The 20022-nt window shown below is 60.0% G+C and carries 21 protein-coding genes; 8 read left to right on the top strand and 13 right to left on the bottom strand.

The annotated features are described in order from the left end of the window. The first annotated feature begins 53 nt into the window (after positions 1-53). From mqo to F3J41_RS09190, 3 genes are all read left to right on the top strand, one after another. A complete protein-coding gene (gene mqo / locus F3J41_RS09200) occupies positions 54-1700 on the top strand; it encodes a malate dehydrogenase (quinone) (protein WP_021509488.1) in 1647 nt (548 codons plus the stop codon). Between the two features lie 199 nt (positions 1701-1899). Then, positions 1900-2163: a hypothetical protein gene (locus F3J41_RS09195; RefSeq protein ID WP_104093589.1), complete on the top strand. Its 264-nt coding sequence runs from the start codon at positions 1900-1902 to the stop codon at positions 2161-2163. Beyond that, a complete protein-coding gene (locus F3J41_RS09190) occupies positions 2160-2921 on the top strand; it encodes a Fic family protein (protein ID WP_104093588.1) in 762 nt (253 codons plus the stop codon). Before F3J41_RS09195 ends, F3J41_RS09190 begins: the two co-directional genes overlap by 4 nt. A 109-nt stretch (positions 2922-3030) precedes the next feature. Here the strand turns inward: F3J41_RS09190 and F3J41_RS09185 are convergent, their stop codons facing one another. The 4 genes from F3J41_RS09185 to F3J41_RS09170 all read right to left on the bottom strand — a co-directional run bounded on the left by F3J41_RS09185 (position 3031) and on the right by F3J41_RS09170 (position 7165). Next, positions 3031-4281: an NAD(P)/FAD-dependent oxidoreductase gene (locus F3J41_RS09185; RefSeq protein WP_166710790.1), complete on the bottom strand. Its 1251-nt coding sequence runs from the start codon at positions 4279-4281 to the stop codon at positions 3031-3033. A gap of 108 nt (positions 4282-4389) precedes the next feature. Further along, a complete protein-coding gene (locus F3J41_RS09180) occupies positions 4390-5208 on the bottom strand; it encodes an ABC transporter permease (protein ID WP_058775057.1) in 819 nt (272 codons plus the stop codon). 1 nt (position 5209) lies between these two features. Next, a complete protein-coding gene (locus tag F3J41_RS09175; protein ID WP_021509491.1) occupies positions 5210-6064 on the bottom strand; it encodes an ABC transporter permease in 855 nt (284 codons plus the stop codon). Positions 6065-6133: 69 nt separating this feature from the next. Continuing rightward, complete coding sequence (locus tag F3J41_RS09170; protein WP_058758799.1) at positions 6134-7165, bottom strand: polyamine ABC transporter substrate-binding protein; 1032 nt, start codon at positions 7163-7165, stop codon at positions 6134-6136. A 364-nt stretch (positions 7166-7529) separates the two neighbouring features. Here F3J41_RS09170 and F3J41_RS09165 point away from each other — a divergent pair, with 364 nt between their 5' ends. Further along, complete coding sequence (locus F3J41_RS09165) at positions 7530-8492, top strand: LysR family transcriptional regulator (protein ID WP_021509493.1); 963 nt, start codon at positions 7530-7532, stop codon at positions 8490-8492. A 5-nt stretch (positions 8493-8497) separates the two neighbouring features. Here the strand turns inward: F3J41_RS09165 and F3J41_RS09160 are convergent, their stop codons facing one another. The 9 genes from F3J41_RS09160 to F3J41_RS09120 all read right to left on the bottom strand — a co-directional run bounded on the left by F3J41_RS09160 (position 8498) and on the right by F3J41_RS09120 (position 15825). Further along, the gene (locus F3J41_RS09160; protein ID WP_211075119.1) at positions 8498-9427 is read right to left on the bottom strand and encodes a glyoxylate/hydroxypyruvate reductase A; all 930 of its coding nucleotides are present in this window, start codon (positions 9425-9427) and stop codon (positions 8498-8500) included. Beyond that, positions 9424-9870 carry a type II 3-dehydroquinate dehydratase gene (locus tag F3J41_RS09155; RefSeq protein ID WP_166710788.1) on the bottom strand — a complete coding sequence of 149 codons (447 nt, stop codon included), beginning with the start codon at positions 9868-9870 and terminating at the stop codon, positions 9424-9426. Before F3J41_RS09155 ends, F3J41_RS09160 begins: the two co-directional genes overlap by 4 nt. 10 nt (positions 9871-9880) lie before the next feature. Then, positions 9881-10495 (bottom strand): glutathione S-transferase N-terminal domain-containing protein, encoded by a 615-nt coding sequence (locus tag F3J41_RS09150; protein WP_166710786.1) that lies wholly within the window; start codon positions 10493-10495, stop codon positions 9881-9883. Next, positions 10492-11499: an NAD(P)H-quinone oxidoreductase gene (locus tag F3J41_RS09145; protein ID WP_166710784.1), complete on the bottom strand. Its 1008-nt coding sequence runs from the start codon at positions 11497-11499 to the stop codon at positions 10492-10494. Before F3J41_RS09145 ends, F3J41_RS09150 begins: the two co-directional genes overlap by 4 nt. Positions 11500-11502: 3 nt before the next feature. Beyond that, positions 11503-12645 (bottom strand): ABC transporter ATP-binding protein, encoded by a 1143-nt coding sequence (locus F3J41_RS09140; protein ID WP_058775060.1) that lies wholly within the window; start codon positions 12643-12645, stop codon positions 11503-11505. Between the two features lie 38 nt (positions 12646-12683). Then, positions 12684-13835 (bottom strand): acetylornithine deacetylase, encoded by a 1152-nt coding sequence (argE, locus tag F3J41_RS09135; RefSeq protein WP_058775061.1) that lies wholly within the window; start codon positions 13833-13835, stop codon positions 12684-12686. 15 nt (positions 13836-13850) lie between these two features. Then, positions 13851-14525, bottom strand: a complete 675-nt coding sequence (locus tag F3J41_RS09130) for a DUF1028 domain-containing protein (RefSeq protein ID WP_166710782.1) — start codon at positions 14523-14525, stop codon at positions 13851-13853. 13 nt (positions 14526-14538) lie between these two features. After that, positions 14539-14964: a RidA family protein gene (locus F3J41_RS09125; protein ID WP_021509501.1), complete on the bottom strand. Its 426-nt coding sequence runs from the start codon at positions 14962-14964 to the stop codon at positions 14539-14541. 147 nt (positions 14965-15111) lie between these two features. Then, entirely contained in the window at positions 15112-15825 is a 714-nt protein-coding gene (locus F3J41_RS09120; protein WP_021509502.1) for an IclR family transcriptional regulator, read from the bottom strand. A gap of 170 nt (positions 15826-15995) precedes the next feature. On the opposite strand from F3J41_RS09120, the gene F3J41_RS09115 reads away from it, so the two are divergent. Genes F3J41_RS09115 through F3J41_RS09100 form a run of 4 tightly spaced genes read left to right on the top strand, consistent with a single transcriptional unit; the run spans position 15996 to position 19961 of the window. Further along, positions 15996-16688, top strand: coding sequence for a methyltransferase (locus F3J41_RS09115; RefSeq protein WP_058781426.1), 693 nt, complete (start codon positions 15996-15998; stop codon positions 16686-16688). Further along, a complete protein-coding gene (locus tag F3J41_RS09110) occupies positions 16688-17626 on the top strand; it encodes a hydroxyacid dehydrogenase (RefSeq protein ID WP_166710780.1) in 939 nt (312 codons plus the stop codon). Before F3J41_RS09115 ends, F3J41_RS09110 begins: the two co-directional genes overlap by 1 nt. Then, positions 17623-18555 carry an SMP-30/gluconolactonase/LRE family protein gene (locus F3J41_RS09105; RefSeq protein WP_166710778.1) on the top strand — a complete coding sequence of 311 codons (933 nt, stop codon included), beginning with the start codon at positions 17623-17625 and terminating at the stop codon, positions 18553-18555. Before F3J41_RS09110 ends, F3J41_RS09105 begins: the two co-directional genes overlap by 4 nt. Positions 18556-18593: 38 nt before the next feature. Further along, positions 18594-19961 carry an MFS transporter gene (locus F3J41_RS09100; protein ID WP_058770551.1) on the top strand — a complete coding sequence of 456 codons (1368 nt, stop codon included), beginning with the start codon at positions 18594-18596 and terminating at the stop codon, positions 19959-19961. The last annotated feature ends 61 nt before the right edge of the window (positions 19962-20022 follow it).

Genomic DNA, 20022 nt, shown 5'->3' with positions numbered 1-20022 from the left:
AATTTGCCAACCGAATTTTTAACGTTCATCTGCAAAGAATAAACAGGACTGGCATGACTCAGACCAAAAAACTTGTGTCCGCGCTTTCGCTGACGGCACTGCTTGTCTCTTCAGCGGTTCACGCTGAGAACGCACCAGAAAAAACCGACGTGCTGCTGATTGGCGGCGGTATCATGAGCGCCTCGCTCGGTACCTGGCTGCAGGAGCTGCAACCGGGCTGGAAACAACTGATGGTTGAGCGTCTCGACGGCGTCGCGCTGGAATCCTCCAACGGCTGGAACAACGCCGGTACTGGCCACTCTGCCAACATGGAGCTGAACTACACGCCAGAGCGTGCAGACGGTTCCATCGATGTGAGCAAGGCGCTGGAAATCAATGAATCGTTCATGATTACCCGCCAGTTCCTGACCAGCCAGGTACAGCGTGGCGTGCTGCACGATCCGCGTTCGTTCATCAACTCCACCCCGCACATGAGCTTTGTCTGGGGCGACAAAAATGTCGAATACCTGACCAAACGCTATGCGGCGCTGCAGAAAACGACCCTGTTCCAGGGCATGAAGTTCTCTACCGATCACAAGCAGATCGAGCAGTGGGCACCGCTGGTGATGGAAGGTCGCGATCCGAATCAGAAAGTGGCCGCCACCTGGACGCCGGTGGGTACCGATGTGAACTACGGTGAAATTACCCGTCAGCTGATCGGCAGCCTGCAGAAAGATCAGAACTTCAAGCTGGAAACTTCCTCTGAAGTCACCGATTTCAAACGCAACAGCGACAACTCCTGGCACGTCACCATCAAAGACGTGAAGAGCGGCGCAAACCGTGAAGTGGATGCGAAATACGTATTCATCGGCGCGGGCGGTGCGGCGATCAAGCTGCTGCAAAAAACCGGTATTCCTGAAGCCGATAACTACGGCGGTTTCCCGGTGGGCGGTTCGTTCCTGATGACCGAAAACCCTGAAATCACCAGCCGTCACCTGCAGAAAGTGTATGGTCAGGCTTCCGTAGGCGCACCGCCAATGTCGGTACCGCACATCGATGCCCGTAACCTCGACGGTAAGAAAGTGGTGCTGTTTGGGCCGTTTGCCACGTTCTCGACCAAATACCTGAAGAACGGTTCGCTGTTCGATCTGCTGAGCGCCACCACCACCAGCAACTTCATGCCGATGACGCACGTGGGCATCGATAACTTTGACCTGGTGAAATACCTGATTGGTCAGGTGATGCTGAACGATGACGACCGTTTTGCCGCGCTGAAAGAGTACTACCCGAACGCGCGTAAAGAGGACTGGAAACTGATTCAGGCCGGCCAGCGTGTGCAGATCATCAAGAAAGATGCTGAGAAAGGCGGCGTGCTGAAGCTGGGTACCGAAATCGTGACCGATCAGCAGAAAACCGTGGCGGCCCTGCTGGGTGCTTCACCGGGCGCATCAACTGCGGCACCGATCACCCTGAACGTGATGCAGAAGCTGTTCCCGCAGCAGTTCGCGTCACCAGAGTGGCAGCAGAAGATCCGCGCTATCGTGCCAAGCTTCGGCCAGAAGCTGAACGGCAACACCGCGCTGACCCAGCAGGTATGGGATAACACCGCATCCGTGCTGCAGCTGACCAAACCGCCAGTGATTAACATGGACGATCAGCAGTCGGCACCTGCGCAGGCCAAACCGCGCGAAGAGTCCGCGAAGCAGGATATGGCGCTGTAATACGCCATCGCTGAGTCAATCGAACCGATGCCGGTGCGCGAGCAATCGCCCACCGGCATTTTTTTATCTGGAATCTGATGATTGCTATGTCAGACTTCACCAGTGTTACCGCTGAGAGATGCCCTGTGGTTCAGCGACTCTTCCCACTGACTTTGACGATGCAGCGTGCTAAAATTGAACTTCTGACGGGAGATTAATTATGAGCAGAAATACATCTCTGAGTATTGCCAGCCAGATCCAGAATTTAGCGAAGGCTAACCATATCACCGCCGAGCGTGACGGTGTCAGCCTGATGGCTGCTGCGATTACTCATCTGGCAGGCGACAGAGTAGAACTGGATTACGTTGAACAACTGCTGGTTAATCTCAAAAGAAAAGGTGTACTGACTAAAGCAGAAACGCTGAAGCTTCAGGGTTCTTATCTGCAGGAAAAACGTGAGCACAAGCAGAACTTCAGCGCATGACGTTTGATCCTTTCAGCGATTTTTCTACTTCTGGCTACCTGAGAAACGCGTTGGGGCTTAAAGATGCGGATGAGGTAAAAAAAGCTGAGCATCTGGCCTTTGAATCGAGCGTCGAAGATGCGCTTCATTTACTGGCACTTCAACCTGCAATCACTTACAGCACTTTTTTGTCAGTTCATAAAATTCTGTTTTCTGACTTTTATCCCTGGGCGGGTAAAGATCGCAACGAGTTAGTTCCTCATCTTGCTGTTTTTAAAGGCATGCCAGAAGATGCTCATTTTACCATGTTTGAGCAGCCCCACTCGATTCAGCTCGCCGTTGATTATGCACTGCGCCTTGCCAGCGACTCATCGCGGTTCAGAAAAAAACCGGGTGAGGTTATGGGACAACTGGCTTTTGCTCATCCTTTTCTGGATGGTAATGGTCGAACGTTGCTGTTGCTATTTATGGAAATGACCTACCGTGCTGGCTTTGCCATTGAATGGGCAAGAACCAAAAAAGATGCGTATCTTAGCGCACTCAGCGCTGAGATTCGTGAACCCGCTAAAGGCCATCTGGATAATTATTTACTCCCCTGCGTTGTTGATATTGCCAGTCGAAGCGAATGGCCGGCAATGATTAGTGGCATAAAAGGGTTGGACGGTTTAGATAAAGAAGACATTTACTACGGTGCGGTTGATGATCCTGATATCAAAGCGCTCTATAAAAGCTATACGTCATCTTCCCGATTGCCTCATCCACCAGCAGAGCCAGAATAAATACGGTTCAGTCGCTATAGCGGGTCGCTATTAATAGCGACCCTACATGATACAATTTAAGGGTGAACTTTCTCCGTAGGGTGCGCATTCATGCGCACCTGGAAAATAATTACGACTTTACGTAATCCGAATAGGCATTTTGCAGCGCGATGTGGTCGGCAATATATTTCGCATCGTGCCACACGCCGTAAATAAACGACGACGCCCGGTTGACCAGATTGGGCAGGCCAAGGAAATAAATACCGCGCTCGGCAGAAATACCGCGCTTGTGGAATGGCAGGCCCTGTTCATCAAACGCATCCACCTGCAGCCAGCTGAAATCAAATTTAAACCCGGTAGCCCAGATAATGGTGCTGATGCCCGCCGCCTGCACGTCCAGCTGCATCAGCGGATTTAACAGGCAGTCCGGATCCGGCAACAGCTCCCACGCCTGCGGCTCGGCCGGTAAATCCAGCCCGTTGCGCTCAATGTACGCATCCGCATCGCGCAGCACCTCGAAATAGGCTCTGTCACCTTCGGCGATATTCTCTGCCAGCCCCGGCGCAAAGCGCAGCACGCCGTTATCCCAGCGCTCGGTGATGCCGACCAGCGTAATGCCCATATGGGCCAGCCGGCGGAAATCCACGGTTTTACCGCCTTCATAGCCGCTGACGGCAAAGGCCACGTGCTGTTTCTTCGGCTTGATTTTCACTTCGTCCCACAGTCCCAGCGCGCCAAGCCACCAGCAGTAATCACGGTCGCGATAGGCGCGTGGCGGGCGGTAGTGCTCGCCGACCGACAGAAACACCTCGCGGCCGGCCTGACGCAGCTCCTCGGCAATCTGGGTGCCGGACGCACCCGCACCCACCACCAGCACCGCACCGGGCGCCAGCTGCTGTGGATTCTTGTACGCCGATGAGTGGATCTGCTGCGGCACCGCGTCTTCAGGCACGATGGCCGGGAACGCGGGTTTCTGAAACGGCCCGGTGGCAGCCACCACATTATCCGCGTCGAATTCTCCCGCCGACGTCACCACCCGGAAGCCGCTGCGTCCGGGCAGCCGCGTCACCTGCTGTACTTCAACCCCGGTGCGCACCGGCGCGTTGAGCATCTTTGCGTAATCCTCGAAATACTGCGCCATGCGCTCTTTCGGCGGAAACGCCTCCGGTGAAATATTATCAAACTTCAGCGAAGGAAAGCGGTCGTGCCACGCCGGGCCGTTAGCCACCAGCGAGTCCCAGCGTTCGGAGCGCCAGCGCTCGGCAATGCGGCTGCGCTCCAGCACCACGTGCGGGATTTGCATCTGCGCCAGATGTTCGCTCATGGCGATACCCGCCTGGCCCGCTCCGACGATCACGGTATTGATTTTTTCTACTGACATAGGTCATCCCCGAATAGTTGGCATGCCACCAGCGCGGCGCAAATATTGCGCCGCTGGCGATTAACACCAGGTTGTCATGTTTAACGGCGGCTTGATGGCACAGCGAAATTAATGCCCGGCCTCAACGTTTAATATTTTTCCCAGCCCGAAAAATTTATTGGCGATAATTAACATCGCGGCGGTCACCACAATATAAATAACCGACAGCGCCGCCAGCGTCGGGTCGGCAAATTCACGCACGTAGTTGTACATCGCCACCGGCAGCGTCTGCGTCGCCTGGGTGGTAATAAACAGCGAGGCGGTAAATTCATTGAAAGAGAGAATCGCCGCGAACAGCCAGCCACCAAACAGGCCCGGCAGAATCAGCGGCACGGTAATGGTCCATACTACGCGTAACGGCGATGCGCCGAGGCTGGCCGCCGCCAGTTCTATCCGCTGCTCGAGATTTTTCAGCGATACATAGACGCTGCGCAGCACGAACGGCAGTACTAATACCACGTGGCAGAAAATCACCAGCGCGTAGCCGCGTCCCAGATTGAGCTGCGACACCAGCATCAGCAGGCCGAGGCCAATAGTGAAATGCGGAATAAACAGCGGCGACAGCAGAATACTCTCCAGCACCTGTTTGCAGGGAAAGCGATAGCGCTCGATGGCAATCGCCAGCGTGGCACCGATGACCACCGCCAGCGTTGACGCCCATGCTGTGACAATCAGTCCGGACCAGAAGCCGTGACGAAAATCGTCGTAGCTCAGCGCCCGCTCAAACCAGCGCAGCGACCAGCCTTTCGGCGGGAAGAACAGCACGGAGGTGCTGCTGAACGACGAGATAAACACCACGACGGTGGGCAACATGACAAACGTCAGAATGGCGATCACCAGCAGTTTACCCAGCAGCGCGATCAGTTTGTCGTTGTGAGAACGGGTCATATCAGTGCCCTCCCATGGCGTGCAGGAAGCGCGTCATGCGCTTCAGCGCCAGCAGCAGCAGAATGGTCAGCAGCAGGCCAGCAATGCTCAGCGCTGCGGCAAACGGGAAGTTCATCGAGGAGAAGCCCAGCTGATACACCAGCGTAGCCACGGTACTGACGCGCCCGCCGCCAATCAGTTGGGGCGTCGCGAAAGCGCTGAAGGTCCAGGCAAACGCGGTGGTCAGGCTGGCGATGATGCCGGGAATGGATAGCGGAATGGTCACCGTCAGCAGCGCGCGTACCGGTCCGGCACCAAGGCTGGTGGCGGCTTTTTCGTAGTCCGGATTGATGTGTGACAGCGCCGTCGCCAGCATCAGCACCATGATCGGCATGGTGACATGCACCAGCGCGACCACCACACCGGTCTGGGTAAACATAAACTGGATCGGCTGGCTGATGATGCCCAGCGCCAGCAGCAGGCTATTAAGAAAGCCGCTGTTACCCAGCACGATAATCCACGAATAGGTGCGCACCACTTCCCCCAAAAATAGCGGAGTAATCGCGATGATCAGAATGGTGGATTTGATCCACGCAGTGCGGGTGCGCACCAGCGCATAGGCCAGTGGGTAACTCATCAGCAAACCAAATAAGGCCGTTTTGGCGCTGAGCAGCACGGTATTGAGAAACGCATCGCCGTAGATGCGTTTGAACAGGCCACTGAAATTGGCCAGCGTAAAGCCGCCGACATCCAGCGAGCCGGGGATGTACGCGCGCACGCTGAACTGCATCACCGCAAACATCGCGACGACCAGCCCCATCGCGGTCAGCGTGGCGGGAAGAATGAACCAGGGTAAAAATGTCGGTTTTTTCGTCATGGACGTTACTGCCTGCATAGGTGTTACCGGCTGCGGCGAGGCACCCGCCCCGCCGCAGCACCAGGACAATCAGTGAGACATGATGTTTTCAGAGAACCACTGACGCCACTCGGCGGTTTTCTCCGCGCGCAGTTGCGGATCGGTATTGATGGTGGCATTCCACTGCGCCGGCGTGGTCAGCATGCCTGGCAGCTTCGCCAGCTCCGGATCGATATGCGCGTTGGTCACCGTCGGGCTACCGCGATAGATCTTCGCCACCTGCTGCTGAATTTCCGGTTTCAGCGCGATGTTGATGAACTTGTACGCCAGATCGGCATGTTTGCTGCCTTTATTGATGCCGACGGTATCCACGCCGAGGATCGCGCCCTCTTTCGGTATCGCCAGCTTAATGTTGACCCCTTCCGCAATCATGCTGTAGGCGTTCATTGACAGCATCACCTGCACCGGCGTTTCTCCGGTGGAGATCAGCTGCTGGCTGTTGGCATCATCGGTGTAGAACGATTTGATGTTAGGAATCAGCGCCTTCAGCTTCGCCTGGCCCTGCTGCCAGTGCGCGGCATCGCTGCCGGAGAGTTTTGCGGCCACGGCGATGATGTGGCTTGGATCCCAGTCGGGCAGCGCCAGCGTGCCTTTCAGCTCCGGCTTCCACAGGTCGTTCCAGCTGGTAAAGGTTTCCCCTTTCGGCACCAGATCCGGACGGTAGCCGATGGTGTAGACGTAGCCCCACACGCCCAGATGATACGGGCTGACTTTCGCCTGCTGCACCAGATTGACCGCGTTAGGGATTTTGCTCATGTCGAGCTTCTCGAACAGGCCGCTGTTGGCATACAGATAGCCGACGTGCGCGGTGGTGAAGGTCACGTCAGTTTCCGGCGAACCGCCCGCCAGTTTGGCTTTGTTGAGGCGATCGATGGTGCCGCCGGTGACGAACTGGACTTCGACGCCGGTCTCTTTAGTGAACTCTTTAGCGATGGTTTGATCGATCAGATCTTTAAAGCTGCCGCCCCAGGTGCTGACAATCAGCTTGTCGGCGGCCATGGCATTCCCTGCGCTCAGAATTCCCGTGGTTAACAACGTTAAGGCACACATCTTACGCAACATATTTTTGTCCCCAGTGAATGAAAAGGCTGTTATCGCTGCTCTGAACCACCGTTGATTCGCCACGGCGCGCTGCGCCAAAACAGTGCGAAAGTGAAAAGCAGGTGTCACAGCGATTCTGCCGCTGGCCGCTGCTGCGGTAAAACAGCCTTTTCCTCGCCGTTGCATCGGAATTTCTGACGCTAAAAAAGTCGCTGCTTTGCAACGGATTTTCTTAAGCCTTAGTGAGGCAGAAGCGAATGGGCGTGAAGGGTCAGGCAGGGGATTATGCTGCTATTCGCTGTCCGGCATGATAAATGCATGGAAACAGGGGTAAATAGAAAAGCCGGCGCGACAAGATCGCGCTGGCGACACCAGGAGAATCTGCATGCTCAGTCGCATCACCCAGCGCCAGCTGGAATACTTCGTCGCGTCCGGCGAAGCCGGCAGCATTATTGGCGCATCCGAACGTATTCACGTATCGTCACCGTCGATCTCTGCCGCCATTACCCACATCGAATCCGAGCTGGGGGTGCAGCTGTTTGTGCGCCACCACGCGCAGGGCGTGTCGCTCACCGCCATTGGCCATCAGGTTTTAAAAGAGGCGAAGCTGATTCTGGAACAGATGTCGAATCTGTATACCATCGCCTCAGAGTCGCTGAACAACGTGCGCGGCCCGCTGCGCGTCGGCTGTCTCGACACGCTGGCCCCGATGCTGACGCCGGAGCTGGTGTTTGGCTTTGGCCGTGCCTTCCCCGGCGTGCGCATCACGCTGGTGGAGGGCAATCATGAACAGCTGCTGAAACAGCTGCGCGCCGCCGATATCGATATCGCGCTGACCTACGATCTGGTGCCAGCCAGCGACATCGCGTTTCAGTCGCTGGCACAGCTGCCGCCGTATGTGATGGTCGGCGAACATCACCCGTTTGCCAGTCAGTCTGCGGTGACTATTCAGGATCTCGCTACGGTGCCGATGGTGCTGCTGGATATGCCGTGGAGCCGTGAATACTTTCTCAGCCTGTTTAGCGAAGCGGGCGTCACGCCCAACATTGTGATGCGCTCCGGCAATATGGAAGTGGTACGCGCGATGGTGGCCAACGGCGTGGGATTTGGCATCGCCAATGTGCGGCCCAAAGCCAATCTGTCGCAGGATGGCAAACGGGTGATCCGCGTGCGCCTTGCCGGTGTGAACCGGCCAATGTTGCTGGGATACGCCACTGTGGCCCACGTGCAGCAGTCGATGGTGGTCAACGCCTTCGCCGAGCGCTGCCGCATGTTCATCTCCGATCAATACATTCCGGGCATGGCCGCGCCAAGCTACTTCGACCCGCAGGTGGTGCGCGTCGCCTGACGCACTCAGTAACCCCGCGCGGGAAACACCTGGTTGAGCACCGGCTCGCCGCGCATCACCCGCTGGATGTTATCAGCCACCTGACGCGCGGCGCTGGCCGGGATCGCCACCGACGCCAGATGCGGGGTGACCAGCACATTCTCCATGCCCCACAGCGCATCGTCGGGCGGCAGCGGCTCGCGATCAAACACGTCTAATGTGGCGTGCCCGATCTGTCCGCTCTGCAGCGCCGCGGTCAGCGCGGGCTGATCGACAATCGCGCCACGCGACACGTTGATCAGCGCGCAGCCCGGCGGCAACCGCGCCAGACGCTGCGCATCCAGCAAACCGTGGGTTTCCGGCGTGAGCGGCAGCATCACCACCAAAATGTCGCTGCTGGACAGAAACGCATCCAGCGCCTGTATGCCGCTGACGCAGTGAATGCCGTCCAGCGCTTTGGGCGAGCGCGACCAGCCGCGCACGTCGAAGCCCTGACGCGCCAGTTCGCGCGCCGCATACGCACCCAGTTCGCCCAGCCCCAACACGCCCACGCGAATCGACGCCGGCTCGCGCGGATGCAGATAATGCCAGCGACGTTCACGCTGTGCGCGCTCAAATGCCGGTATGTCACGCGCGTAACGCAGCACGGCAAACAGCACGTAACCGGCCATCATGCGCGCCATATCCGGGTCCGATAGCCGGACGATCGGGATGTCAGGCAGGTCGTCGCGCCCTACCAGCGAGTCAACGCCCGCGCCCAGATTCACCAGCAATTTCAGCTGGCGATACGGGGCAAAAAAGCCGCGCGGCGGCTTCCACGCCAGCGCAAACTGCACGCTATCGGCATCCGCAACCTGATCGGCACGGCAGATAGCGACATCCGGTAACTGCGGTGCCAGCAGCGCCGACCACGCCTCAAAGCTGTCGAACTCGCTGTAAAACACCAGAGTCGTCATGCGCTGGGCTCCTGTAGCAGCGTCGCCAGCGCATCGATAGCCAGTTCATAGCCCAGCGCGCCCAGCCCGGCGATCACGCCAGTGGCGGCTTTCGACACCAGCGACTGATGGCGAAACGGCTCGCGCTGCCAGATATTGCTCATGTGCGCTTCGATGATCGGGCCATCGAACATCAGCAGCGCATCCAGAATCGGCACCGATCGATACGACAACCCGGCGGCATTGATGATCAGCCCGTTTGCCTGCTGGCGCGCTTCCTGAATCCAGTCCACCAGCACCCCTTCATGGTTGCTCTGACGAAACTGCAGCCTGAGGCCGTGCGCGTCGGCGCGCCGCTGACAGCGCTCGGCGATGCTGGCAAAACTGTCGCTGCCGTAGGTACCGTGGCGATCCATGCCGTACAAATTGGCATTGGGTCCGTTAAGAAAGAAAATCTGCGACATGGCGGCTCCGTTACAGGTGCGGGCGCGTCGCGGCCATCGCCGGATGCGCGTCAAAAAGGGCAAACCAGGCGGCGCTCTGCGGATGCGTGGCGCGCCAGTTGAGTTCAGCAAAACGGAAGTCGAGGTAGCCCAATCCGCAGCCGATGGCGATCAACCCGAGATCGTCGGGCGTGCGGCTGAACGCCTCCGCCTGCTGCTCAATGGCCGCCAGCGCAGCCGCCACTTTGGTCAGCTGTGCGTCGCGCCACGCTGACCACTGCTTTTCCAGCGGGCGGGCGCTGGTTTCATAGCGCGCCAGCAGCGCGGCGTCCAGCAGCCCATCACCCAGCGCCTGGCGCGTAAGGCACAGCCAGCGTGCCTCGCCGTCTGCCGGCAGCAGCTGGCCCGCGGCGCGGTGGTTAAGGTATTCGCAGATCACCCGGCTGTCGTATAAACATAGTCCCTGTTCGGTGCGCAGCGCCGGCACTTTAGCCAGCGGATTAAACGCGGCAATGCGTGCATCGCGCTCGATGGGGTGCGCCGCCGACGCCAGCAGGGTGATCTCCGGCGTAAGACCCAGCAGCCGGGCGCACACCATCACTTTTCGCACGTAAGGCGAGGTAGACGCGTAATAGAGTTCCATCATGGCATGGCCTCCGCATCTGGCAGTAGCAGCACTTTGCCGATATTGGCATTGGCTTCAAGGATGCGGTGCGCCTGCGCGGCGGCCGTCAGCGGCAATCGCTGATGCACCTGCGGCGTGATGCGCCCGGCGGCCAGTAAAGGCAGCAGATGGGCGCGCACGCACTGCGCCAGACGCGCTTTTTCCGCCGCGCTTTTCGGTCGCAGCGTGGAAGAGGTCAGGCTTAAACCTTTGCGCATGATCAGCTGTAAATCGATCTCCACCGTGGCCCGCTGCATAAAGGCGAGGCTGACGTGCCGCCCGCCCGCTGCCAGCACGCTGAGGTTGCGCGCAATGTAGTCGCCGCCGACGTTATCCAGCACCACATCCACGCCATGTTCCCGGGTCAGCGTCTGAATCACCGCCACAAAATCTTCGCTATGGCGATCGATGGCGCGCCACACGCCCAGCTGCTGCAGCGCGGCAATTTTTTCCGCACCGCCGGCGGTGGCAATCACCCGCGCGCCACAAGCCTGGGCGCACTGGATCGCCAGCGTGCCCACGCCGCTGGCCGCGCCGTGAATCAGCACGCTGTCGCCCGGCATAAGACGCCCCAGCTCAAACAGGTTGTGCCAGACGGTAAACGCGGCTTCGGGAAAACCCGCCGCGTGGCTGAGCGGCAGCGTGTCCGGCACCGGCAGGCACAGTTCGGCGCGCGCCACGCAGTATTGTGCATAACCGCCGCCGCTGAGCAGCGCCATCACCGCCATGCCCGGCTGCAGTTCGCTGACGCCGGCACCCAGCGCCACAATCACGCCCGCCGCTTCCAGCCCGAGAATATCGCTGCAGCCTGGCGGCGGCGGCATGCCGTTGCGCTGCAGAATATCGGGCCGGTTGACCCCCGCGCTGACCACGCGCAGCAGCACTTCGCCCGGTCTCGGCTGCGGCACCGGGCGCTGCACCGCAGTCAGTACGTCTGCGTCACCCGGCTGCGCGGCGATGATCGCCGTCATGGTTTCCGTTGCCATGCGTTATCCCTGTGCGTCACTGGCGAAGGCGCAAACGCCCTCGTCATCAAACGTCAGCCCCACCACGCTGCCGACCGGCCAGCGCGTCAGCGCCTCCAGTCCGGACTGGCGGGCAAACAGCGACGCACTGCCGAGCGCCGGAATATCAAGATGCACGTCAACGTGATCGCCCTGAAACACATGCGTCAGCACCGTGGCGCTGAGCAGCGCCTGCGGACCGAGCGGCGCCAGCTGCACATTTTCCGGACGCACATACACATCCAGCCGGTCGCCGACGCTGGCCTGCACCCGTTTGGCCGGCAGGCGCAGCGTGTTGCCGCCCAGCTCCAGCAGCGCGCTGGTGTCACGGCCGGCGTAGCGGCCCGGCAGTATGTTGACGTCACCGACGAAGCCGGCGACAAACGGATCCTGCGGGCGGCGATAGATCTCATCCGGTGGGCCAATCTGGCGCACGTGACCGGCCGACATCACCACCACGCGGTCGCTCATGCTCAGCGCTTCGCCCTGATCGTGGGTGACGAAGACCGTGGTCACGCCGAGTTTGCGCTGAATCGCCTTCAGCTCGACCTGCATGGATAAACGCAGATTTTTATCCAGCGCGGAGAACGGCTCATCCAGCAGCAGCACTTTCGGGCGAATCACCAGCGCGCGTGCCAGCGCCACGCGCTGCTGCTGACCGCCGGACAGTTCACGCGGTTTGCGCTGGCCGTAACCCGCCAGCTTCACCAGCGCCAGCGCCTGTTCGACCCGCTCGGCGATTTCCGCTTTCGGCACGCCGCGCATGCGCAGGCCGTAGCCAACGTTTTTCTCCACCGTCATGTGCGGAAACAGCGCGTAGTTCTGAAACACGATGCCGATCTCGCGCTGATAGGGCGGGATTTCCGTTACCAGTTCGCCATCGATAAAAATCTCACCGCCGTCGGCTTCGGCAAAGCCGGCCATCAGGTTCAGCAGCGTGGTTTTGCCGCAGCCGGACGGGCCGAGCAGCGTAATGAACTCACCTTCGTGGATGGTGAGAGAAATTTTATGCAGCGCGATGGCATCACCAAAGCGCTTCAGGACGCCATCCAGCTGCACCGCCACGTTGGCCTTATGCGGTGCCGATGACAGCGGCTGCGGAAACGGGGTTACTTCTGCACTGACCATACAATCTCCGGATTCGGACGGGGTGGCTCGTCGCGGGTTCATTCGCACATCCAGGTCGCCAGCCGGCGTAACAGGCTGTCACAGGCGTCCAGCTGTGCGAGGGTGATAAATTCGTCGGGCTTATGGCCCTGCTCCATACTGCCGGGACCGCACACCACACAGGGGATGCCGGCGGCGGCAAACAGTCCGCCTTCAGTGCCAAACGCCACGGTGCCGAAGCTGTCGCTGCCGCTCAACCGGGCAATCAGCTGTGCCGCGGCACTGTGCGCGGCGGTATCCAGTCCTGGATAGGCGCTGAGCGGCGAGAAGCGGATGGCGCTGGCGGGCTGCACCGCGCGCATCTGCGGCTCCAGCGTCTGCTGCGCATACGCCACCAGCTCCTCTGCCACCTGCTGCGCATCCTCCTGCGGCAGCGTGCGCACTTCGAAATCAAAACTGCAGGCGTCAGGCACGATGTTCAGCGCGCGTCCGCCGTGGATCACCCCGGTTTGCACGGTGGTAAAGGGCGGATCGAAGCGCGCATCCTGCCGATCCGGCGCCGCCAGACGTTCACCGATGACAGTTAAGCGCTGGATCAGCTTCGCGGCGTATTCAATCGCATTGACGCCCTGCGGCGCGTACGCCGAGTGGCAGGCCGCGCCCTGCACTTCGCAGCGCATTGCCAGCTTGCCTTTGTGGCCCAGCACCGGACGCAGTTCTGTCGGCTCGCCAATCAGGCAGATCGCCGGTCGATCGCTGCGCTGCGCCAGCGCCTTCACCAGCGAGCGCACGCCGAGGCAACCCACCTCTTCGTCATAGGAGATAGCCAGATGCAGCGGCTGACGCAGCGGCTGGGCGAGAAAATGCGGCACAGCAGCCAGCATGCAGGCGAGAAAGCCTTTCATGTCTGCCGTGCCGCGTCCGTACAGCTTGCCGTCACGTTCGGTGAGCGCAAACGGCGGCACCGTCCACGTCTGGCCATCAACCGGCACCACGTCGCTGTGGCCCGATAGCATCACCCCGCCGCTGCCGGCTGGCCCGAGCCGCGCATAGAGATTGGCCTTGCTGCGTTCTGCGTTGTGCATCAGTTCACAGGTCACGCCCAGCCCGCTGAGGTAGCGCCAGCAGAAATCGATCAGCGCCAGGTTGGATTCGCGGCTGGTGGTGTCGAAAGCCACCAGATGTTCGAGCAGGTTACGGCTGGTCAGCATCGCGTCTCCTCACGCTTATTCATCACCCGGCACGCCGTAACGGGGTGCCAGCGTGGGATTGAGCGCGCGCGTCAGGTAATCCTGCATCTGCGGCTGATAGGCCAGCCACAGCTGATGAAGTTCTGCGATGGGATCGCCCTCCGTCCAGTCAACGCGCAGATCAACCAGCGGCCACGACGGTTCGCCCACCACTGCCAGCGCCGCCGAATGAACCGGCCCGGCTTCACCTCCGGCGGCCATCCCGGCCTGCATGGCCGCGATTAACCGTGCGGCCAGTTCGCCCGGCTGCTGCGTAAACGCGCTGACCATCGCCGCAATCACCTCGGAATTCGCCAGCAAATTACCGGCCGCCACGCAGTCGCTGCCGCACAGCGCGTGATTCACCCCCAGCGTGTGCGTTCCGCTGAAGCAGGCACTGCTGCCGTCGGCCGCCAGCACCGTAAGCTGGCGATAATCAAAAAAATCATCGCTGGCAAGGCCGATCTGCAGCGCCTGCTGCGCCGTCTCGCCCTGACTCAGCCGCTCAAGAATGCGCGGGCCCAGCGCCGGCAGCGTGATGTTCTGTGTGGAGACCGCGCCGACGCCGGCGCGCAGCCACGGACAGCGTGCGCCGACCGCAATACTCGACGAGCTGACCGCAATGCCCAGTTGGCCGGTTTGCGCACAGCGTCCAACAATCGATAACGTCATGATGCGGCGCTCCTTATTGCGGCTGCCAGTCGTCGGGGATCACCGCAATCACGTCGATCTCCATCAGCCACTGCGGCTGGCCCAGTCCCGAGATCACCAGACCGGTGGAGATGGGAAACACGCCTTTCAGCCACTTGCCGACCACCTGATACACCGGCTCGCGATAGCGCGGGTCGATGATGTAGGTGGTGGTTTTCACGATGTGCGACAGGTCGCTGCCCGCTTCTTCGAGCAGTTGCTTCACGTTTTTCATCGCCTGCTCGGCCTGCGCTGCCGGATCGCCCAGCCCCACCAGGTTGCCTTCGAAGTCGGTGCCAATCTGACCACGCACGTAAACGGTGTTGCCGGCGCGCACGGCCTGACACAGGTCGTTGTCCAGCGACTGATTAGGATAGGTATCTTTGGTATTGAATTTGCGGATGCGGGTATGGGTGCTCATGATGCCTGCCAGCGTTTAATTGGTTTCCGCAAGGTATACCGGGCTTAGCGCAGCAGGGAAAACAGCATTAACTGAGGTGTTGCTTTAAAAAATCCGAAGGAGTGCGGCAGGCCTGCTGGCCCGCCGGTGAGTGATTAATGCGCAGCCTTATTTAGCCGCATAAACCGCATCACAAAATGCTTTGCGCGCGCCCAGTTTGGCTGACAGGCGTGCTGCCGCTTCGCGCATCAACACGCCTAACTCTTCATCTTTGCGATTCAGCGTCAGACGCGAAACCGGGCCGGTCAGCGCCAGCGCAGCGGTTAGCCGATCATTTTCGGCAAATACCGGTACGGCAAAGGCCGCGATGTGCGGATCGCGCGCGCCTGAGCTAAATATTGGCAGCGACGGCAGCGCATCGAAGAGATTTTCATTCATGCCCCAGAAACGCAGCACCTTACTGATGGCTGAGTTATCGAGCGGAAAAATTGTCCCCGGCAGGCGCGTATGACGCAGGCCATCAGACGATTCAGCACGAAACAGGCACAGACGCTGGCCGTTATCCAGTACGTACCAGCTGGCGCTCTCGTTGGTCGCCGTTGCCAGCGCCTGCAATTCCGGCTGCACCACGCTGGCCAGATGGAATGATTGCTCATAAAGCTTGCCGAGGTATAACAGACGCGGGCCGAGCGTGTAGACCCCGCTGTCACTGCGCACCACATAGCCCATCCTTTCCAGCGAGTTCATCAGACGATAGACAGTGGTTTTGTGATAGCCGGAAAGCTGCGACAGCGCAGTCAGCGACAGGCTCTCTTCGCCCGGCTTAAAACAATCCAGCAGCGACAACGCCTTCTCCACCGCATTAACGCCTTCATTTCCCATTTTTTCCTCCTGATTTGTGCCGTCCTGAGTGTACCTGAAAACTGTGAGTCACATCGTGTTTACATCACAAACACCTTCGTAACACTGGCATGCGGCGTCAGATCGTCGATATAGTTGTTTTATATTGTACAACATTGTTGTACCAGGTAAAACAAACCACGAGGTGAATTATGTCTGTGTCTGCAAATAACCTGATCAACCGCAACATTGAGCGCGTCAGCGCCCTGTCCGTCAGCCAGGCCGCCGCATTCCAGGCCGCGATTCTGGCCGATGTCGCCGGTCGTCGCGGCACCCTGCATGGCCGCGTTAAGCCGCTGTCGCCGCAGATGAAAGTCGCCGGGCCGGCCATCACGGTGGAAGTCCGTCCGGGCGATAACCTGGCGATTCACGCGGCGCTGGCTATCGCCCAGCCGGGTGATGTGCTGGTGGTAGACGGCAAAGGCGACATCAGTTGCGCGCTGCTGGGTGAAATCATGGCAACCCAGGCCGAAGCGTCCGGCATCGCCGGCATCATCATTGATGGCGCGGTGCGTGATGCTGACGCCCTCGCGCAGGGCAGCTATCCGGTGTTTGCTGCCGGCCTCAACCCAAGCGGCCCCACCAAAAGTATTCCCGGACGCGTTAACCATCCGGTGTCGGTGGCCGGTGCGTCGATTGAGCCGGGCGACCTGGTGGTCGGCGATGCCGATGGCGTGGTGGTGATCGCTAAACAGGATGTGGAACGCATCATTGCCCTGGCGGCGAAGAAGCTGGACGCCGAAACGCGCCGCATCGCGGGTATTAAGCAGGGCGATTTGCGTCCGGGCTGGCTGGAAGATGCCCTGCGCGCGGCAGGTATGTTAGCAGAAGGAGAATCGCTGTAATGAGCAACGTAAAAACTATCCTCATCACCGGCAGCGACCTGGCTGCTGAAGCCGTCGAGCTGCTGCAGGACTATCAGCTGATTTATGCCGGACGCCAGCCGCAGGAAGCCGATTTGATCGCGCTGTGTGAGCGCCATAACCCTCAGGCGATCATTGTGCGCTACGGCAAAATCAACGGGCGCATCATGGACGCCGCGCCGGCGTTGCGCGTGATCTCCAAGCACGGCAGCGGTATTGACGTTATCGATCAGCAGGCAGCGGCGGAACGCCAGATTGCGGTCCGCGCGGCAGTGGGTGCCAATGCCGCTGCCGTGTCGGAGCATGCCTGGGCGCTGATCCTCGCCTGTGCTAAATCCGTGCCGCAGCTGGACCGCCGGATGCGCGATGGACACTGGGATAAAGCGCAGCATAAATCGCTGGAGCTGGAAGGACGCACACTCGGCCTGGTCGGTCTGGGCGCCATCGGCAGCCGCGTGGCGCGCATCGGCCAGGCCTTCGGTATGCAGGTGCTGGCCTACGATCCCTATGCGCAAACCTTGCCGGCTGGCTGTGAAGCGGTTGAATCACTGGATGAACTGTACAGCCGTGCCGATGTGGTGTCGCTGCACTGTCCGCTGACGGACAGCAATCACCAGATGATCAACGCGGCCGCCCTCGCCCGTTTTAAGCCTGGCGCGATTCTGGTCAACACCGCGCGCGGCGGACTGATTGACGATCAGGCGGTGGCGACCGCGCTGCTAAACGGCACGCTGCGTGCCGCCGGGCTGGACAGCTTCACCAGCGAGCCGCTGACTGCACCGCATTTGTGGCAGTCGCTTAACAACGTGATTATTACGCCGCACATTGGCGGCGTGAGCGACAATGCTTACGTGCGCATGGGCACCGGCGCCGCGCGCAACGCGTTGCAGGTTCTGCAGGAGCAGGAGGCGGTATCATGACCGTGCTCACCGTACCGGAGGTGCGCGAGTTAACGCTGTTTTCGCGCCTGCCGGAAGCGTTTCGCCGGCCGGACGCCGGCAATGTCTGGGCTGCCGCCAATCGCGGCGGCCAGCTTACCGACTCCTTTCTCGAAGGCCCGGTGTGGCATCCCTCCGGCTGTCTGTATGTCACCGATATTCCCTATGGCCGCATCTTTCGCGTTGATATGAGCGGCAACTGGGAGCTGGTGGTGCAGTATGGCGGTGAGCCCAACGGCATGAAGCTGACCGATCCGGACACGCTGATCATCACCGATTACCGTAACGGCCTGATGAAGCTGTCAATCAGCAGCGCCACTATCACGCCGTGGCTGACGCGGCGTAACAGCGAAAGCTTTCGCGGCGTCAACGATTTAACCCCCGACAGCCGCGGCAATCTCTATTTCACCGATCAGGGCCAGACCGGGCTGCACGATGCCAGCGGACGCGTCTATCGGCTCAGCCCGGATGGCCGGCTGGATCTGCTGCTGGATAACTGCCCGAGCCCGAACGGCCTGGTTCTGTCGCCGGATGAGAAAATCCTCTACGTGGCGATGACGCGCGGCAACTGCGTGTGGCGCGTGCCGTTGCTGGCGGATGGTTCGGTGAGCAAAGTTGGACTGTTCTTTACCTCGCACGGACCCAGCGGGCCGGACGGGCTGACCATCAATCAGCGCGGCGAACTGCTGATCGCCAATCCCGGCCTGGGGCGCGTCTGGCGTCTTAACGAACTGGCTGAACCGGAAGAGATTCTGCTCAGTCCGCTGGGTCGCTCCACCACCAACCTGTGCTTCGGCGGGGCCGACCTTAACCAGCTGTTTATCACCGAATCGGTCAGCGGCAGCATCCTGACCTGTACCCAGAACACGCCAGGCCGCGCGTTGCCGGCCATCGATACCTCGTTTCTCTGACTACAACTCTGCGTCATCCGAACGCACCGGAGATTACTATGACCCTGCACTCAACATCCAGCCCTGCGCCGGCTCAGCCGGCTGCGGTGCCACCCCGCCATGAAACGCTCAGCGAACAGGATTTCCAGGACAGTGAGCAGGCGGCCGCCAAAGCCTTTCGTCGCATTCTGCCGTTTATCTTTATCTGCTATGTGGTCAGCTACCTTGACCGCACCAACGTCAGCTTTGCCGCGCTGGGCATGAACGCCGATCTCGGCATCACCGCCGAACAGTTTGGCTTCGGCGCAGGCATGTTTTTTATCGGCTATTTCCTGTTTGAAATTCCCAGCAATCTGATCATGCAAAAAGTGGGCGCGCGCATCTGGATCGCGCGCATCATGATTTCGTGGGGATTGATTTCGATGGCGACTGCGTTCATCAGCGGCCCCGTCAGCTTTGCCGTTGCGCGCTTCTGTCTCGGCGTAGCAGAGGCCGGCTTTACCCCCGGCATCTATCTGTTCTTTACCTACTGGTTTCCCGGCAGCTGGCGCGCCAAAATCACCGCCGCGTTCCTGGTCGGCATTCCGGTGGCCAATATCATCGGCTCACCGATTTCCGGCGCGCTGATGCAGATCACCGGCCATGAGCATATCCGTAACTGGCAGTGGCTGCTGTTGATTGAAGGCTTACCGGCGGTGATCCTCGGCGTCATGTGCCTGTTTGTGCTGAGCGACCGGCCGGAGAAAGCGCGCTGGCTGGCACCGCGTGAACAGCAGTTGCTGAGCCGCCGGCTGGCCGATGAGCAGCAGCAAATCGCGGCAACGCACGGTTCCCAGATGCGCGACGCGCTGCGCAATCCGCTGCTGTATCTGCTGGCGTTTATTAACTTTTGCGGCATTGTGGGTTCGATCGGCGTGGGACTGTGGATGCCGCAAATCATCAAACAGCTCGGTGTGAGCCATACGGCAACCGGCTTTCTTGCCGCGCTGCCCTATGTCTGCGGTGCGGTGAGCATGCTGGTGTGGGCGCGCCGCGCCAATGCGTCTGCGCACCGCATTCGCTGGATCAGCGGCGCGCTGGTGATCGCCGCCTTAGCCCTGATGTGCAGCGCGCTGAGCGATGCGCCGGTGATCAAAATGCTGGCGCTGTGCTGCACCGTTAGCGGTATTCTGGCGTTTCAGGCCTCGTTCTGGGCGCTGCCTTCCGGCTTTTTAACCGGCAATGCCGCGGCAGGCGGCTTAGCCATGATTGTCTCGATTGGTAATCTCGGCGGCTTCTTCGGCCCGTCGCTGATCGGCTATGTGCGTCAGTCTACCGGCGGCTTTATGTGGGCGCTGCTGGCGGTGGCAGCAGTCCTGATGATTGGCGCACTGGCGGTTGCCATGGTGAAAGATCCGTGGCGCCAGCGCAGCGCTGAGCAGAGATAATAACGCCGCGTTTCCCGGTGTGCTGTGGCGCATCGGGAAACGAATGTTTTAAAGGATGAAA

Origin of the sequence: Pantoea sp. Ap-870, assembly GCF_011752515.1 — a bacterium.
Taxonomy (GTDB): Bacteria; Pseudomonadota; Gammaproteobacteria; order Enterobacterales; family Enterobacteriaceae; genus Pantoea; species Pantoea dispersa.
The sequence above is the reverse complement of the archived record's forward strand: the minus strand, read 5'-3'. Positions and strand labels throughout refer to the sequence as shown.

Coding starts and splice junctions, on each gene's coding strand:
- mqo (WP_021509488.1), top strand. CDS start 54: ATGACTCAGACCAAAAAACTTGTGTCCGCGCTTTCGCTGACGGCACTG.
- F3J41_RS09195 (WP_104093589.1), top strand. CDS start 1,900: ATGAGCAGAAATACATCTCTGAGTATTGCCAGCCAGATCCAGAATTTA.
- F3J41_RS09190 (WP_104093588.1), top strand. CDS start 2,160: ATGACGTTTGATCCTTTCAGCGATTTTTCTACTTCTGGCTACCTGAGA.
- F3J41_RS09185 (WP_166710790.1), bottom strand. CDS start 4,281: ATGTCAGTAGAAAAAATCAATACCGTGATCGTCGGAGCGGGCCAGGCG.
- F3J41_RS09180 (WP_058775057.1), bottom strand. CDS start 5,208: ATGACCCGTTCTCACAACGACAAACTGATCGCGCTGCTGGGTAAACTG.
- F3J41_RS09175 (WP_021509491.1), bottom strand. CDS start 6,064: ATGACGAAAAAACCGACATTTTTACCCTGGTTCATTCTTCCCGCCACG.
- F3J41_RS09170 (WP_058758799.1), bottom strand. CDS start 7,165: ATGTTGCGTAAGATGTGTGCCTTAACGTTGTTAACCACGGGAATTCTG.
- F3J41_RS09165 (WP_021509493.1), top strand. CDS start 7,530: ATGCTCAGTCGCATCACCCAGCGCCAGCTGGAATACTTCGTCGCGTCC.
- F3J41_RS09160 (WP_211075119.1), bottom strand. CDS start 9,427: ATGACGACTCTGGTGTTTTACAGCGAGTTCGACAGCTTTGAGGCGTGG.
- F3J41_RS09155 (WP_166710788.1), bottom strand. CDS start 9,870: ATGTCGCAGATTTTCTTTCTTAACGGACCCAATGCCAATTTGTACGGC.
- F3J41_RS09150 (WP_166710786.1), bottom strand. CDS start 10,495: ATGATGGAACTCTATTACGCGTCTACCTCGCCTTACGTGCGAAAAGTG.
- F3J41_RS09145 (WP_166710784.1), bottom strand. CDS start 11,499: ATGGCAACGGAAACCATGACGGCGATCATCGCCGCGCAGCCGGGTGAC.
- F3J41_RS09140 (WP_058775060.1), bottom strand. CDS start 12,645: ATGGTCAGTGCAGAAGTAACCCCGTTTCCGCAGCCGCTGTCATCGGCA.
- argE (WP_058775061.1), bottom strand. CDS start 13,835: ATGCTGACCAGCCGTAACCTGCTCGAACATCTGGTGGCTTTCGACACC.
- F3J41_RS09130 (WP_166710782.1), bottom strand. CDS start 14,525: ATGACGTTATCGATTGTTGGACGCTGTGCGCAAACCGGCCAACTGGGC.
- F3J41_RS09125 (WP_021509501.1), bottom strand. CDS start 14,964: ATGAGCACCCATACCCGCATCCGCAAATTCAATACCAAAGATACCTAT.
- F3J41_RS09120 (WP_021509502.1), bottom strand. CDS start 15,825: ATGGGAAATGAAGGCGTTAATGCGGTGGAGAAGGCGTTGTCGCTGCTG.
- F3J41_RS09115 (WP_058781426.1), top strand. CDS start 15,996: ATGTCTGTGTCTGCAAATAACCTGATCAACCGCAACATTGAGCGCGTC.
- F3J41_RS09110 (WP_166710780.1), top strand. CDS start 16,688: ATGAGCAACGTAAAAACTATCCTCATCACCGGCAGCGACCTGGCTGCT.
- F3J41_RS09105 (WP_166710778.1), top strand. CDS start 17,623: ATGACCGTGCTCACCGTACCGGAGGTGCGCGAGTTAACGCTGTTTTCG.
- F3J41_RS09100 (WP_058770551.1), top strand. CDS start 18,594: ATGACCCTGCACTCAACATCCAGCCCTGCGCCGGCTCAGCCGGCTGCG.